The sequence below is a fragment of the Olsenella phocaeensis genome, assembly GCF_048189965.1.
In the GTDB taxonomy this organism is placed as follows: domain Bacteria; phylum Actinomycetota; class Coriobacteriia; order Coriobacteriales; family Atopobiaceae; genus Olsenella_I; species Olsenella_I phocaeensis.
In genome coordinates this window covers 1-13,679 of record NZ_DBEZHV010000011.1, presented here as the reverse complement: position 1 = coordinate 13,679, position 13,679 = coordinate 1, and the positions used below count along the sequence as shown (strand labels likewise).

The 13,679-nt window shown below is 66.5% G+C and carries 16 protein-coding genes; all 16 read left to right on the top strand.

Annotated features, from left to right (window positions below; genetic code table 11):
• Positions 1–11: 11 nt before the first annotated feature.
• Positions 12–614 carry an Asp23/Gls24 family envelope stress response protein gene (locus tag ACMPH2_RS05015; protein WP_082719535.1) on the top strand — a complete coding sequence of 201 codons (603 nt, stop codon included), beginning with the start codon at positions 12–14 and terminating at the stop codon, positions 612–614.
• Entirely contained in the window at positions 614–1,966 is a 1,353-nt protein-coding gene (locus ACMPH2_RS05010) for a MurT ligase domain-containing protein (RefSeq protein ID WP_417118772.1), read from the top strand. Before ACMPH2_RS05015 ends, ACMPH2_RS05010 begins: the two co-directional genes overlap by 1 nt.
• Positions 1,963–2,712 carry a type 1 glutamine amidotransferase gene (locus tag ACMPH2_RS05005; RefSeq protein WP_062530903.1) on the top strand — a complete coding sequence of 250 codons (750 nt, stop codon included), beginning with the start codon at positions 1,963–1,965 and terminating at the stop codon, positions 2,710–2,712. The genes ACMPH2_RS05010 and ACMPH2_RS05005 overlap by 4 nt, the downstream gene beginning before the upstream one ends.
• A 668-nt stretch (positions 2,713–3,380) precedes the next feature.
• Positions 3,381–4,472 carry a hypothetical protein gene (locus ACMPH2_RS05000; protein WP_062530904.1) on the top strand — a complete coding sequence of 364 codons (1,092 nt, stop codon included), beginning with the start codon at positions 3,381–3,383 and terminating at the stop codon, positions 4,470–4,472.
• Positions 4,473–4,474: 2 nt separating this feature from the next.
• Entirely contained in the window at positions 4,475–4,741 is a 267-nt protein-coding gene (locus ACMPH2_RS04995) for a hypothetical protein (RefSeq protein ID WP_009278957.1), read from the top strand.
• Between the two features lie 13 nt (positions 4,742–4,754).
• A complete protein-coding gene (locus ACMPH2_RS04990; RefSeq protein ID WP_062530906.1) occupies positions 4,755–5,051 on the top strand; it encodes a BMC domain-containing protein in 297 nt (98 codons plus the stop codon).
• Between the two features lie 9 nt (positions 5,052–5,060).
• Positions 5,061–5,372: a BMC domain-containing protein gene (locus ACMPH2_RS04985; protein WP_304437896.1), complete on the top strand. Its 312-nt coding sequence runs from the start codon at positions 5,061–5,063 to the stop codon at positions 5,370–5,372.
• Between the two features lie 10 nt (positions 5,373–5,382).
• A complete protein-coding gene (locus ACMPH2_RS04980; protein WP_417118771.1) occupies positions 5,383–6,921 on the top strand; it encodes an aldehyde dehydrogenase family protein in 1,539 nt (512 codons plus the stop codon).
• 2 nt (positions 6,922–6,923) lie between these two features.
• Positions 6,924–9,470 (top strand): choline trimethylamine-lyase, encoded by a 2,547-nt coding sequence (gene cutC / locus ACMPH2_RS04975; protein ID WP_062530912.1) that lies wholly within the window; start codon positions 6,924–6,926, stop codon positions 9,468–9,470.
• 66 nt (positions 9,471–9,536) lie between these two features.
• On the top strand, positions 9,537–10,481 hold the full coding sequence (gene cutD, locus ACMPH2_RS04970) for a choline TMA-lyase-activating enzyme (RefSeq protein WP_417118770.1): 945 nt from the start codon (positions 9,537–9,539) through the stop codon (positions 10,479–10,481).
• A gap of 56 nt (positions 10,482–10,537) precedes the next feature.
• On the top strand, positions 10,538–11,152 hold the full coding sequence (locus ACMPH2_RS04965; protein ID WP_062530915.1) for a hypothetical protein: 615 nt from the start codon (positions 10,538–10,540) through the stop codon (positions 11,150–11,152).
• Positions 11,153–11,155: 3 nt separating this feature from the next.
• On the top strand, positions 11,156–12,004 hold the full coding sequence (eutJ, locus tag ACMPH2_RS04960) for an ethanolamine utilization protein EutJ (protein ID WP_062530917.1): 849 nt from the start codon (positions 11,156–11,158) through the stop codon (positions 12,002–12,004).
• A complete protein-coding gene (locus ACMPH2_RS04955; RefSeq protein WP_062530919.1) occupies positions 11,997–12,302 on the top strand; it encodes a BMC domain-containing protein in 306 nt (101 codons plus the stop codon). The genes eutJ and ACMPH2_RS04955 overlap by 8 nt, the downstream gene beginning before the upstream one ends.
• Positions 12,289–12,558 carry a EutN/CcmL family microcompartment protein gene (locus ACMPH2_RS04950; protein ID WP_062530921.1) on the top strand — a complete coding sequence of 90 codons (270 nt, stop codon included), beginning with the start codon at positions 12,289–12,291 and terminating at the stop codon, positions 12,556–12,558. The genes ACMPH2_RS04955 and ACMPH2_RS04950 overlap by 14 nt, the downstream gene beginning before the upstream one ends.
• A 15-nt stretch (positions 12,559–12,573) precedes the next feature.
• Positions 12,574–13,476 carry a phosphate propanoyltransferase gene (locus tag ACMPH2_RS04945; protein WP_062530923.1) on the top strand — a complete coding sequence of 301 codons (903 nt, stop codon included), beginning with the start codon at positions 12,574–12,576 and terminating at the stop codon, positions 13,474–13,476.
• Positions 13,477–13,524: 48 nt separating this feature from the next.
• On the top strand, positions 13,525–13,679 hold a 155-nt coding region (locus ACMPH2_RS04940), incomplete at its 3' end, for a BMC domain-containing protein (protein ID WP_417118907.1).

Sequence of the window (13,679 nt, the reverse complement as noted above, 5' to 3'; positions counted from 1 at the left end):
AGGAGACAGCCATGTCCGAACCCAAGACCCAGAAGCCCGACGCCATCACCGAGGAGGTCGTTGACCTGGCGGGGGGAACCCCCGCAGACGAGGCCGACGAGGCGCCCGCGCCCGTGGAGCCGATCGCCGCCGAGGTCGTCCCCACAGACGAGGGGCCGGCCGAGGGCCAGGCCGTACAGCTGGCGGGAGAGGACGAGGACCTCGACTCGGAGGACTCCCTCACCTTCTCGAACGGCGTGATCGAGAAGATCGTCGCCATCTCGATGCGCGACGTGCCCGGCGTCATCGGTATGAAGGGCGGGTGGCTCAACCGCATCCAGGACGTGCTGGGCGCCAGCGACGCGCGCAAGGGGGTGACCGTCGAGGTCACGCCGGACTCGGCCGTGCGCGTGAACATCTCGGTGCTGATCGAGTACGGCGCCTACGCGCCCCAGGTGTTCGAGGACGTCAAGCGCACCGTGGTCAAGCAGGTGACGGGCATGACGGGACTGGAGGTCGCGGGGGTCAACCTGCGCATCGAGGACGTTCTCACGCCCGAGGAGTATGCCGCCAGCAAGTCCGAGGAGTCCCGCCAGGACGCCGTTGCCGAGGCGACGGAAGAGGACGGGCGCTAGTGTCGGTCAGAAGCGCCCTTGCCACGGGCGCGGGCAGGCTCGCCCACTGGGGCCTCTCGAGCGTGCTCCACCGCAACGCCTCCCAGCTTCCAGGGAGGCTCGCCCTGGCCATAGACCCCCAGCTCATGAGGGAGCTTGCCCGCAAGGCCAGGCGCGCCTCCGTCGTCGTCTGCGGGACCAACGGCAAGACCACGACCAACAACGTGATCGCCGCGGCGCTCGAGGGGGCGGGCAACGTGGTGCTCTGCAACCGCGTCGGCGCCAACATGGCGCCCGGCGTCGTCTCGGCCCTCCTGCCCGGCAGGGAGGCCGACTTCGCGGTCATGGAGGCCGACGAGCTCTCGACCGTGCACATCCTCCCCCAGCTGAGGCCTGACTACCTCGTCCTCCTCAACCTGTTCCGGGACCAGCTCGACCGCGCGGGAGAGATAGACCGCGTCCAGGACACCATCGTCCGGGCCCTGCTCGGGTCCTCGGGCACCACCCTGGTCGTGAACGGGGACGACCCCCTGTGCGTGAGCGTTGCCATGAGGGCCGCAGCGGGCGGCACGAGGGTCCTCTCGTTTGGCATAGGGGAGGACCTTGGACTTCGCCAGGACAGGGTGCCCGAGGCGCGCTTCTGCCAGGTGTGCGGCGCGGAGCTCGAGTACCTCTACCGCAGCTATGCCCAGCTTGGTGCGTTCCGTTGTCCCAACGGCGACTTCGCGCGGCCGACGCTCGACTTCGTGGCCACCGGCGTCGAGGTCGGGCGCGAGGGGGTGTCGTTCGACGTCTCTGGTCCGGGCATTGCCCCGGGCTCCCGCGTCAGCGCGGGCTTCGGTGGCACCTACATGGTCTACAACCTCCTGGCCGCCTTCGCCGCGACGAGCCTTCTTGGCGTGGACGTCGCCGACTTCCAGAGGACCCTCGACGGCTACCATCCCGAGAACGGCCGCCTCCAGCGCTTCGAGGTGGGCGGCAGGGAGGTCGTCCTCAACCTGGCGAAGAATCCTGCCGGGCTCAACCAGAACCTGAGCCTGCTCGAGCAGGACGAGCGCGAGAAGGCCCTCTTCGTCCTGGTGAACGACAACGCCAACGACGGGACGGACGTCTCGTGGATCTGGGACGTCGACTTCGAACGGATGGTGGAGGGCGGACGCGCGCCACTCGTCTTCGCCGGTGGCACGCGGGCGAACGACGTGCAGGTCCGCATGAAGTACGCGGGAATCGACGCCCAGGTCTGCGAGAGCGTCTCGGAGGTGGTGGGCAGGCTCTCTGGGGTGCCGACCGACCGCCCTCTCTACGTGCTGGCAAACTACTCAGCGCTCTTCCCCGCCAAGGAGGAGCTGGAAAGGCAGGGTGGGCGCCGATGAGCCATGCGCATGGCGTGCGCATCGCGCACCTCTTCCCCGAGCTCCTCAACCTCTATGGAGACTCGGGCAACATGCTCGTGCTGCGACGCCGCCTTGCCTGGCGCGGCCTTGGCTGCGGCATCACCGAGGTGCACATGGGCGACAGGCCGAGCCTCGTCGACTTCGACATGGTGTTCATAGGAGGGGGAACCGACCGCGAACAGCGCATCGTGTGCGAGCGCCTGCTCGACCAGCGTGCGGAGCTCGAGTCGTTCATCGAGGACGGCGGGGTCCTCGCGGCGGTCTGCGGTGGCTACCAGCTCCTCGGCCACAGCTACGAGATGGGGGGCGAGAAGGTCGAGGGCCTCTCGCTCGTCGACCTCGAGACGACCCGTGCCACCCCCCGGCTCATCGGCAACGTGGCGGTGCGCAGCCGCATCAGCCCCCAGCCCATCGTGGGCTACGAGAACCATGGGGGCAGGACCCACCTGGGACCCGGCGTCGAACCCCTGGGCGAGGTGGTGAGCGGCTTCGGCAACGATGGGAAGAGCGGCTTCGAAGGCTGCCTCTACAAGAACGTCGTGGGCACCTACGTGCATGGGCCGCTGCTGCCCAAGAACCCCGGGGTTGCCGACCACCTCCTCCTGCGCGCCCTGGAGCGCAGGTACGGCACGGCGGAGCTGGAGCCGCTCGACGACTCGGAGGAGCTCGCCGCCAATCAGGTGATGCTCGATCGCATGCTGGCCCACGCGACACCAAGGATGTGACCGACGGGCCGCAGGCGGATAGACGCTCGCGACACGAGGCGACGCGCCGCCGGAATCGGAATGGCGGGACGCACGCGCGGGGAGGCACGCAGGCACGTACCGACAGGACGTCCGTCGTCCCAGACGTCTGGACGGCGGCCGTCCTGCGGCTCGCGCCGTTGGTGCGTGGGGGCCTCACATCCCGCTCGACGCATGCATTGCAGTGTAATTCGATGCAGTTTTTTCGATGGCGTGCGTGGTGACCGCAAGGGACTATCCAAGATTTCTCCCAAAGTCTGACACGATGGGAAAGCTGCTTGAGACGACAGGGCGAACCTGCGTCTACCAGCACGGACGTGATCCATGAGCGTGTGCCGGGGAAATTACGAGCAAGACTGCAGCATATACGCAACAGCCGCCCGTCGTGCACAAAAAAATGCTTGTGAGCGACGAGCATTTTTAAGGCGAGGAAAAGAAAGGTAGGAAACCCTGCCGCTTGCCAATGAATTTACGCCGCTCACCCCCTTGGCCCGTTCCGTTTGAACGTGCCGCGCAAGAGCCCTTGACCTTCCCCAAGGGGCAATCCCTAAAACGAGTCCCAATTACCGCCGAACGCATTGGTGCGGCGGCTCCTTGCCACGTGCGCAAGGAGCGGTATGTGACGAATCGATTCTGGAAGGGTGGGGGGAATGGCTGAGGGATCCACGACGGTCGCCAGCGACTCGCTGGCAGCAGAGAAGAAGAGGCAGCTCGACCAGAACTTCTTCAAGAAGGGAATCCTGGTCGCTCTGTTCTCGGGTCTTCTGTATGGCTTCTACACGGCCTTCATCACGGCCGCACAGAACACGGGAGCATGGGTGGGGTGGGCGACCACCGTCACCGCGGGAAGCTTCCTCGCCGTGTTCATCCTCCCCGCCATCGCCTCCACGCTCAACGACAGCATCAGCGCGGTCTGGGCGCTCATCATCACCGCTGCCCAGGGCAAGCTCGCCGACTTCGGTCGCACGCTCAAGACCAAGCCGGGCGTCATCATGATCTGCGCCGCAGCCGTCGGAGGCCCCATCGCCAGCGTCGCCTACGTCATCGCGCTGAGCCAGGCCGGCACCCTTGCCGTGCCCATCGCCGCGCTCAACCCCGCCGTCGGCGCCATTCTCGCCCGCGTCCTCTACAAGCAGCCCCTCAAGCCCCACATGGTCGCAGGCATCGTGGTCTGTGTCATCGCGGGAGTCATGATCGGCTCCACCGGGCTCACCGGTGACGTGCCCGCTGGCACCGGATTCGGACTGGCGCTCGCCTTCCTGGCCGCCGTAGGCTGGGGTGCGGAGGGCTGCATCGCCGGCTATGGCACCGCGATGATCGACTCGCAGATCGGCATCACCATCCGTCAGACCACCTCGGGCATCCTCAACCTCATCGTGGTGCTCCCGGTCCTCACCCTCGTCGGGGCAGGTTCTCTTGGCGAGACCTTCGGTTACGTGGGTGACGCCCTCACTGACCTCCCCTCGCTCGTCTTCTTCATCCTGAGCGGCCTGTGCGCGTACCTTTCGTTCGCCCGCTGGTATCGCGGCAACTCCATGTGCGGCACCGCGCTGGGCATGGCTTGCAACGGCACCTACACCTTCCATGGACCCTTCTTCACCTGGCTGATCGTCGGGCTTGCCATGGGCATCAACGGCTACGCCCTGGCGCCCATCGCATGGATCGCCGCGGCGGTCATGGTCGTCGGCATCTTCCTGGTCGCCGTCAACCCTGCGGACTACCTGTCTAAGAAGGAGCAGTAAGCATGAGCAGGCCATTGAACTACGCGATCCTCAAGCACTTCACCACCGTCGACGAGGCGTGCGCGGACGACGTCCTGGAGGCCCTCGAGGGCGAGTACTCCGGCTTCGCCGCCTTCACGAAGGACAAGGTGCAGGAGGCCCTGATGACGGCAGAGAAGAACGCCCTCATCGAGGAGTCTCGCTTCGACCTCGACCCCGCCGGCGATCTGCGCGTCTACTACCGCGCGACCGACGAGCAGCGCAAGACGATCGATTCCTACATCAAGTAGCGAGGAGCAGCCCATGCGATACAGGGGAGAGCAGGCAATCGGTCTCATAGAGACCATCGGGATGGTCCCCGCGCTCGAGGCCGCCGACAAGATGCTCAAGGCGGGTGACACCGAGCTCGTGTCGTACGAGAACGTCGGTTCGACCTTGGTGACCGTCGTGGTGACGGGCGACGTCGCCGCCTGCGAGGCGGCCGTCAAGGCGGGGGCAGAGGCGGCCGCCCGCATCGGAAAGCTCACTGCCCACAACGTGATGAAGCGCCCCGTGCCAGAGATCGGCGACGTCGTCTCGGTGCACGACGTGGACTACTAGGAGGATCCCATGTCTGATTCTGCTATGAACGCGCTCGGCGCCATCGAGACCTTCGGCCTGGTGTGGGTGCTCGAGGCGGGTGACGCGATGTGCAAGGCGGGAGACGTCAGGCTCATCGGTTACGAGAACACCGCCTCCGGCTACATCTCGATCCTCGTCGAGGGCGACGTCGCCGCCTGCGAGGCCGCGGTCACCGCCGGCGTCAAGGCCGTCGAGGCCCTGGGGGCGGAGGTCTACAGCTCCGTCGTGATCGCCCGCCCCCACCCCAGCCTCAAGAAGATCACCGACAAGTACACCGTCGAGAAGCTCCTGCCCTACTAAGGGGGTGCCCATGTCTCTCATCGACAACGACCTTCTCTCCATCCAGGAGGCGCGCATCCTCCTGGAGCGTGCCGCGGACTCCGCGGAGGTCCTCGAGGGGCTCCCGGGCACGCTGGTCGACGACTTCCTCCAGCACCTGCGGGAGGGACTGCTCCCCAAGGCGGGGGAGTACGCGGAGGAAGCCTTCGCAGAGAGCGACTACTGCTCTCCCGAGGACGAGGCGGGCCTCACGAAGTGGGTCCTCACCGACCTTCTGGGGGAGGTCAGCGCCCAGACGCCCGTGCAGAGGATTGTCCGCTCCAGCAACGGCTCGGCGGAGGTCTGCCTTCCCAAGGGCGTCGTCGTCTCGCTGCTCCCCGACTGGCTCTCGGTACCCACCATGCTGAGCCAGCTCGTCATGGCGGTGCGCTCCAAGAGCCCCGTCGTGTTCTCGGCGAGCGCGCGCGTGCACGAGACCTGCGCGATGGTCATGGGAGACGTGCTCAAGATCGCCGAGTTCTGCCACTATCCCGCCGAGGCGCTCGGGTACCTGAGCATCTTCTGCCCCGAGGGCGAGGAGTGGGTCTGCTCCCAGCCCTGCGTGCGCGTGGTCATCGACTCGCGCGAGGACGGCTCGGACCCCCGGCGCTTCGACGCCGCAGGCAAGGACGTCTACTTCGCGACGCTGGGCAACAACCCCGTGTTCGTGGAGTCCACGGCAGACCTGAGCGCCTGCGCGGACGAGGTGGTGCTGGGCAAGTCGTACTGCTACGGCATGCTCCCTGGAGCCGAGCAGAGCGTCGTGGTGGAGCGCGCCGTCGACACACGCTTCCAGGAAGAGCTGCGCCGTCGCGGCTGCCACTTCCTGAGCGACGAGGAGGCGGAGCGGCTCGTCTCGTCCCTCTTCATGCCCGACGGCCGCCCCTACCGCGAGCTCATCGGCAAGAGCGCCTTCGACCTCGCCCGTCGGGCTGACGTCGAGGTCCTCGAGTCCACCAAGGTCCTGGTCGTGGAGAGGCCCTACGTGAGCGAGGGGAGCCTCTTCTCGAGGGCGAAGTTCGGGCCCGTGCTCTCGTACTTCGTCGAGGACGACTGGCGCCACGCCTGCGAGAAGTGCATAGAGCTGATCCTGGGCAGCGGGAGCGGGAACGCCCTCGCCATCTTCTCGAAGGACCCAGAGGTCATTCGCCAGTTCATCCTCAAGAAGCCCGTCGGCAGGGTCCTCGTGAACGTGAGCACCGCGCTGGGATGCATCGGCTGCCACAGCGACCTTCCCAAGACGCTCACGGTGACGGGCTGGAACAGTGCCACCACGTCCAGGCTCGGCGTCACCTACGAGGACTTCGTACGAAGGCGCCAGGTGGGCATATCGGGCGGGGAGGCCGAGCGGGCCCTTCTCGACAAGGCGGGGTCATGCGACCACACGCCCGTCGTCATCAAGGTTCGCCTTCCCGACCCCGACGGGCCGGGCGGAACGCGGCGGGAGGTCGCCGCAGGGTCAGGCAAGGAGCCGCAGGACTGGTTCTCTGGCGTGGTGCAAGCAATGAAGAACGATTTCGTGGAGGAGTGAGAATGGACATCAAGGAGTTCGCGAAGGAGCTTTCCGAGGCGACCAAGGACATGTCTGACGAGCAGCGCGCCACCGTTCGCCGCATGTTCGAGAAGGTGGCCGACCAGCTCGAGGTGCCGCTGTCCGAGGGGCACGCGGCCACTGCCGGCTCGCACGATCCCTACGACGTGCCCGACGGCCCCACCGACCGCCAGCTTCGCCTGAAGGACAACTTCCTCAAGCAGGTCCCCACCATCACCATGCACCGCGCCCGCGCGGTCACCGAGACCATGAAGGCCAACCCGGGCATGCCCAAGATCGAGCTGCGCGCCAAGGCCTTCCGCCGCTGCTGCGAGACCGCCCCTCTGGTCATCCAGGACGACGAGCTCGTGGTGGGAGCTCCCTGTGGCGCGCCGCGAGCGGGCGCGTTCTCGCCCGACCTCGCCTGGCGCTGGCTGCGCGACGAGCTCGACACCATCGGTGACCGCCCCCAGGACCCCTTCTACATCTCGGAGGAGGACAAGCAGTATTGCCGCGAGGTCCTCTTCCCCTTCTGGGAGGGCAAGTCCCAGGACGAGGTCTGCGAGGACCAGTACCGCGAGGCGGGGGTGTGGGAGCTCTCCGGCGAGTCCTTCGTCTCTGACTGCTCCTACCACGCCATGAGCGGCGGCGGCGACTCCAACCCCGGCTATGACGTCATCCTCATGAAGAAGGGCATGATCGACATCCAGAACGAGGCGAAGGAGCATCTCGCCCATCTGGACTACGCCAACCCCGACGACCTCGACAAGATCTACTTCTACAAGTCGGTCATCGACACCACCGAGGGCGTCATGACTTACGCCAAGCGCATGAGCGACTACGCCCACGAGCTTGCCTCCGCCTGCCACGACGCCAAGCGCAAGGCCGAGCTCGAGCAGATCTCGACGATCCTCTCGCACGTTCCCGCCCACAAGCCCAGCACCTTCTGGGAGGCGGTGCAGTCCGTCTTCGTCATCGAGAGCCTGCTTCCGGTCGAGGAGAACCAGACCGGCATGTCACTCGGCCGCGTCGACCAGTACATGTATCCCTTCTACAAGGCTGACATCGAGGCGGGACGCCTCACCCCGTACCAGGCCTTCGACATCGCCGGCTGCATGCTCATCAAGATGAGCGAGATGATGTGGGTCACCTCCCGCGGGCAGTCCGAGTTCTTCGCCGGCTACCAGCCCTTCGTCAACATGACGCTGGGCGGAGTCACCCGCCAGGGGCACGACGCCACCAACGAGCTCACCTACGTCCTCATGGACGCCGTGCGCCACGTGAAGGTCTACCAGCCCTCCATCGCCTGCCGCATCCACAACAAGTCGCCCGAGAAGTACATGCGCAAGATCGTCGACATCGTGCGCTCCGGCATGGGCTTCCCCGCCTGTCACTTCGACGACACCCACATCAAGATGATGCTCGCCAAGGGCGTCTCGGTCGAGGACGCGCGCGACTACTGCATGATGGGCTGCGTCGAACCCCAGAAGTCCGGCCGCCTCTACCAGTGGACATCCACCTCCTACACCCAGTGGCCCATCTGCATCGAGCTCACGCTCAACCACGGCGTCCCCCTGTGGTACGGCAAGCAGGTCACGCCGGACCTCGGCGACCCCTCGCAGTACAAGACCTTCGAGGAGTTCGACGAGGCGGTCAAGAAGACCATCTACTACGTGACCAAGTGGACCGACGTCGCCACGGTCATCTCGCAGCGCGTCGCGCGCGACGTGGCTCCCAAGCCCCTCATGTCCATCATGTACGAGGGCTGCATGGAGAGCGGCAAGGACGTCTCGTCCGGTGGCGCCATGTACAACTATGGCCCCGGCGTCGTGTGGACGGGCCTTGCGACCTATGCCGACTCCATGGCGGCAATCAAGAAGCTCGTGTTCGACGACCACAAGTACACCCTCGGCGAGCTCTTCGAGGGGCTCAAGGCAGACTTCGCGGGCTTCGAGCAGATGAGGCAGGACTGCCTGGACGCCCCCAAGTACGGCAACGACGACGACTACGCCGACAGCATCGCGGCCGACATCATCGACTACACCGAGCGCATCCACCTCGACTTCAAGACGCTGTACTCGCACATGTCCACGGGCACCCTCTCCATCTCCAACAACACGCCCTTCGGCGAGATGACCGGCGCCACCGCGAACGGCCGCAACGCATGGACCCCGCTGTCCGACGGCATCAGCCCCACCCAGGGCGCCGACCACAAGGGCCCCACCGCCATCATCAAGTCCGTCTCCAAGCTCTCCAACGACTCCATGAACATCGGCATGGTGCACAACTTCAAACTCATGAGCGGACTACTCGACACTCCCGAGGGCGAGAACGGTCTCATCACGCTGCTGCGCACCGCCTCCATGTTCGGAAACGGAGAGATGCAGTTCAACTACCTGGACAACAAGACGCTCATCGACGCCCAGCAGCATCCCGAGAAGCACCGCGACCTCGTGGTCCGCGTCGCGGGGTACTCCGCCTTCTTCAACGAGCTCTGCAAGGACGTCCAGGACGAGATCATCAGCCGCACGATGCTCACCAGGTTCTAGGAGCCAAGGTTCGCCAATCAGGCCAGCCGCACGCCGCGGCACGTCAGGGAGAAGGGAGAGACCGCAATGAGCCATGAGCAGGGAAGCGTGGAGCGCAAGGCACGCGTCTTCAACCTTCAGAAGTACAACATGTACGACGGGCCCGGCGTGCGGTCCATGGCCTTCCTCAAGGGTTGTCCCCTGCGCTGCAAGTGGTGTTCGAACCCAGAGAGCCAGCTGCGCGCGCACGAGGTCATGTTCAAGAGCGCCAACTGCGCCAACTGCGGCGCCTGCGTCGCCGTCTGCCCCGTCGGAGTGCACAAGATGGTCGACGGATCGCACGTCGTCGACCACGGGGTGCAGTGCATCGGCTGCTGCCAGTGCGAGCGTGCCTGCATGTACAGCGCCCTGCAGGTCATGGGCGACGACAGGTCGGTGGACGAGATCGTGGAGTTCTTCGACGAGGACAAGGACTTCTACAGGATGTCGGGCGGCGGCATCACCCTCTCGGGCGGAGAGGTGCTCGCCCAGAGCGAGGCCACGCTCGCCATCCTCATGGCCTCCAAGGCCCGCGGCTACCACACCGCCATCGAGACCTGCGGATACGCGCCTACGGAGACCATCCTCAAGGTCGCCCGCTATGTTGACCTCTTCCTCTTCGACATCAAGCAGATGGACCCGGTCAAGCACAAGTTCTGGACGGGCGTCAACAACGAGCAGATCCTCTCGAACGTGAGGGAGCTCCTCGAGAACGGCTTCAACGTCCGCGTGCGCATGCCCCTGCTCAAGGGGGTGAACGACTCCAAGGAGGAGGTCGACGCGGTGATCGCCTTCTTCAAGCCCTATCGCTACCAGAAGAACTTCGACGGCGTCGACCTCCTCCCGTACCACAAGCTGGGCGTTGGGAAGTACGCGTCGCTCGGCCGCGACTACGAGATCAAGGACGACCCGTCGCTCACGGACGAGGACCTCAACCGCGTGGAGTCTTGGATCGAGGACGCCGACTTCAAGGTGAACCTCGTGAGGCACTAGCCCAAAGGAACGTATGCCCCGGAGTCTGGGGCCGAAGGCACAGGGAGGAGGAAGAAATGCACTACGTGACCGAGGACGAGCTCCGCGAGGCGTTTGCCGCCGCCCCCTTCGGGCGCTATGAGCTGCCCGAGGGCTCTCGCCTCACTCCGGGAGCACGGCAGTTCCTGATTGACTTCAGGATCGCCTTCGGGCCGGAGGCGTCGCCGCGCGCCGAGGCTGGCTCCGTCGGGGCTCCGAGGGGCACAGAGGACGGCTGCGAGCTTGGCGCGCTCGTGCACGACGCGAACCTCCTGGGGGCGGGGCTGCGACTCCTCGCCCGCAGGTCCCTGGGGGTCGACAACTCCGTGGCCCGCGAGGCGGAGTCCCTGGGACGACGCTGGCAGGTGGCGGGGTCGCCCCAGGACCTGGTCCTCGGCGGGGAAGGGGATGCGACCGCCCCGGAGCTGCCGCCCCAGGCCCCGGCTCCCCCCTTCGACGCCGGCGTGCATCCCGTCTACTTCGAGATGTCGTGCGCGCATGCCCAGCTGGGCCGCTTCGCCCACGCGTGGGGGCGGGCCCAGGAGGGGGCGGGGCCGCAGGAGGCACGGGTCATAGCCGCCTGGCTGAGGGAGCTGTCAGGGATGTGCGAGACGCTGCGGGCGTCCGTGGAGCGAGCGGGAAGGGAGGTGTAGCCAATGTCAGACTTCGATGCGGCAAACAGGAGGCTGGAGGAGCTGCTCTCCTGCGTGGACGAGCCCAGGGCCCCTCGGGCCGGCAAGCGCCTCTACTGTGGGCTTGACCTGGGAACCGCCTTCATCGTGCTCGTCGTCCTGGACGAGGACGGCAGCCCCGTCGACTGCAAGTACCAGTTCGCCGGCGTGGTGCGTGACGGCATGGTGGTCGACTACGTCGGCGCCTGCGACATAGCGCGGGGCCTCAAGGAGCAGGTCGAGTCCGAGCTGGGAGTTGAGCTGGGGGAGTGCGCGGTGGCCATCCCTCCCCAGACCGAGTCGCTGGACGGAGGCGTCGTGCGAAACGTCGCAGAGAGCTGCGGCCTCGAGTGCACGGCCGTCTTCGACGAGCCCACGGCGGCAAACCTCCTCCTGGGCGTGCAGAACGGCGCCGTCGTCGACATCGGAGGCGGGACCACGGGCATCTCGGTCTTCAGGGATGGGGAGGTCGTGAGGTGCGTTGACGAGTCCACGGGAGGAACCCACTTCTCCCTCGTGCTCGCGGGCGCCAAGGGCATGAGCTTCGATGACGCGGAGCTGTACAAGAGGGCTCCCGAGCACCACGCGGAGGTCCTTCCCATCGTTGCTCCCACCATCGACAAGGTGACCACCATCATCCAGCGCGCCTGCGAGGACTACGACGTTCCCGAGGTCGTCCTGGTGGGTGGCACCGCCGAGCTCTCCGGCATCGAGGGGCGTGTGGCGAGCCGCCTGGGCATGGAGGTCCACAAGCCCAGCCACCCCATGTTCGTCACCCCCATGGGCATCGCGCTCGGCTGCGCGCTCAAGGCAAGGGAGCGCCGGGATGCTTGACGTGAGGGTCATCAGGGCCCCCGCCGAGGGGACCATGCAGATCATCCGCCAGAGGAGCGGCGCCCGCTGGGGCGAGGACTTCCGTCCGGCGGCGGTGGGGCTGGTGCAGGGCAAGCTCATCGAGATGGTGGTCGCGAGTGACATCGCCGAGAAGACGGCGGGGGTGACCGTGACCGACGTGAGGGGCTCCTGCCCGCAGAACATGGTGATGCTCGCCATCGCGGGCGAGACGGCGGAGGTCATGGAATGCCTGGAGAAGATACGCGGCGGAGGTGACGGCACCCATGATCGTCGGTAGGCTCGTCGGCTCGATTTGGGCCACCCGCAAGTACGACGAACTCAGCGGCATGAAGCTCATGCGCGTCGAGGTGCTTGCGGGAGGGGAGGTGGGCTCCCAGCTCATCTGCGTGGACACGATCAGCGCAGGGGTGGGGGATAGGGTCATAGTCACCACCGGTGCGGCCGCCTACCACTTCGTGAGGGACGAGTTCCAGAGGAACGCGCCGGTCGACGCGGTAATCGTAGGGATCATCGACGAAGACGTGAGTCTTTAGGGAAGGGAGGAAAGGATGAAGAGGCTGATCAGCGCTCGGGAGGTCGTGGCTGCGGCGGAGCGCCACGAGAACCTCGTCGTGGACGAGAACACCATCGTGACCGCCCAGGCGCGCGACGTCGCAAGGGAGAGGGGCGTCCTCCTCGAGGGCCCGTGCCCCGCCTCGCACGACGGCAAGGCGCCGGCTGCCGTCCACCACGAGCCAGGCTCGCACGAGGGCGAGAGGCCCGTCGAGCCCCCGCTCTCGGCGGACGAGCTCGAGCGGGTCATTTCCGCGGCCCTCGAGCGGGGCATCTGGAGCAAGGAGGACGTCGAGGGCATCTTCGGGCTCAAGGCCCCTGCCGTCGACCCGGACATGGTCCCCGTCGGGGTCTCGGGCCGTCACATCCACCTGTCGCAGGAGCACCTCGAGCGGCTCTTCGGCGCGGGCTACCAGCTCACCCCCCTCAAGGACCTGAGCCAGCCCGGACAGTTCGCCGCCAAGGAGTGCGTGACCGTCGCCGGCCCCAAGGGCGTCATCCAGAAGGTCCGCGTGCTGGGGCCCGTGCGTCCCCAGACGCAGGTCGAGGTCCTGGCGGGTGACACGTTCAAGCTGGGCGTGCCCCAGGTGGTTCGCCTCTCCGGGCAGCTCAAGGGGACGCCGGGCGTCACCGTCATCGGCCCCAAGGGCACCGTCGTCCTCGAGGAGGGCACCATCGTCGCGGCCCGTCACATCCACATGAGCCCGGCACAGGCGGCGGAGCGCGGCTTCCACGACGGACAGGTCGTCTCGCTGAAGGTCGGCGGGGAGCGCGGCGGCACGCTCGACAACGTCATCGTCCGCGTGACCGAGAGCGGCAACCTCGACTGTCACATCGACACCGAGGAGGCCAACGCGCTTCACGTCAAGTGCGGCTCCACGCTTCGGGTAGTCAGGTAACGCGAGCGCCAGCTCGGGAATGGGCGGCACGCCCAGGGAGGAAGAAAGATGGCAGGCATGACTGAGGCACTGGGCATGATCGAGACCAAGGGGATGGTCGGGGCCGTGGAGGCCGCCGACGCCATGGTCAAGGCGGCGAACGTCCGCCTCGTCGGCAAGGAGCGCGTGGGGGGCGGCCTCGTGACCGTCTTCGTCCGCGGCGA

What these genes read in the sequence shown, in the direction of transcription:
- ACMPH2_RS05015 (WP_082719535.1), top strand. Translation starts at nt 12, where the DNA reads ATGTCCGAACCCAAGACCCAGAAGCCCGACGCCATCACCGAGGAGGTC.
- ACMPH2_RS05005 (WP_062530903.1), top strand. Translation starts at nt 1,963, where the DNA reads ATGAGCCATGCGCATGGCGTGCGCATCGCGCACCTCTTCCCCGAGCTC.
- ACMPH2_RS05000 (WP_062530904.1), top strand. Translation starts at nt 3,381, where the DNA reads ATGGCTGAGGGATCCACGACGGTCGCCAGCGACTCGCTGGCAGCAGAG.
- ACMPH2_RS04995 (WP_009278957.1), top strand. Translation starts at nt 4,475, where the DNA reads ATGAGCAGGCCATTGAACTACGCGATCCTCAAGCACTTCACCACCGTC.
- ACMPH2_RS04990 (WP_062530906.1), top strand. Translation starts at nt 4,755, where the DNA reads ATGCGATACAGGGGAGAGCAGGCAATCGGTCTCATAGAGACCATCGGG.
- ACMPH2_RS04985 (WP_304437896.1), top strand. Translation starts at nt 5,061, where the DNA reads ATGTCTGATTCTGCTATGAACGCGCTCGGCGCCATCGAGACCTTCGGC.
- ACMPH2_RS04980 (WP_417118771.1), top strand. Translation starts at nt 5,383, where the DNA reads ATGTCTCTCATCGACAACGACCTTCTCTCCATCCAGGAGGCGCGCATC.
- cutC (WP_062530912.1), top strand. Translation starts at nt 6,924, where the DNA reads ATGGACATCAAGGAGTTCGCGAAGGAGCTTTCCGAGGCGACCAAGGAC.
- cutD (WP_417118770.1), top strand. Translation starts at nt 9,537, where the DNA reads ATGAGCCATGAGCAGGGAAGCGTGGAGCGCAAGGCACGCGTCTTCAAC.
- ACMPH2_RS04965 (WP_062530915.1), top strand. Translation starts at nt 10,538, where the DNA reads ATGCACTACGTGACCGAGGACGAGCTCCGCGAGGCGTTTGCCGCCGCC.
- eutJ (WP_062530917.1), top strand. Translation starts at nt 11,156, where the DNA reads ATGTCAGACTTCGATGCGGCAAACAGGAGGCTGGAGGAGCTGCTCTCC.
- ACMPH2_RS04955 (WP_062530919.1), top strand. Translation starts at nt 11,997, where the DNA reads ATGCTTGACGTGAGGGTCATCAGGGCCCCCGCCGAGGGGACCATGCAG.
- ACMPH2_RS04950 (WP_062530921.1), top strand. Translation starts at nt 12,289, where the DNA reads ATGATCGTCGGTAGGCTCGTCGGCTCGATTTGGGCCACCCGCAAGTAC.
- ACMPH2_RS04945 (WP_062530923.1), top strand. Translation starts at nt 12,574, where the DNA reads ATGAAGAGGCTGATCAGCGCTCGGGAGGTCGTGGCTGCGGCGGAGCGC.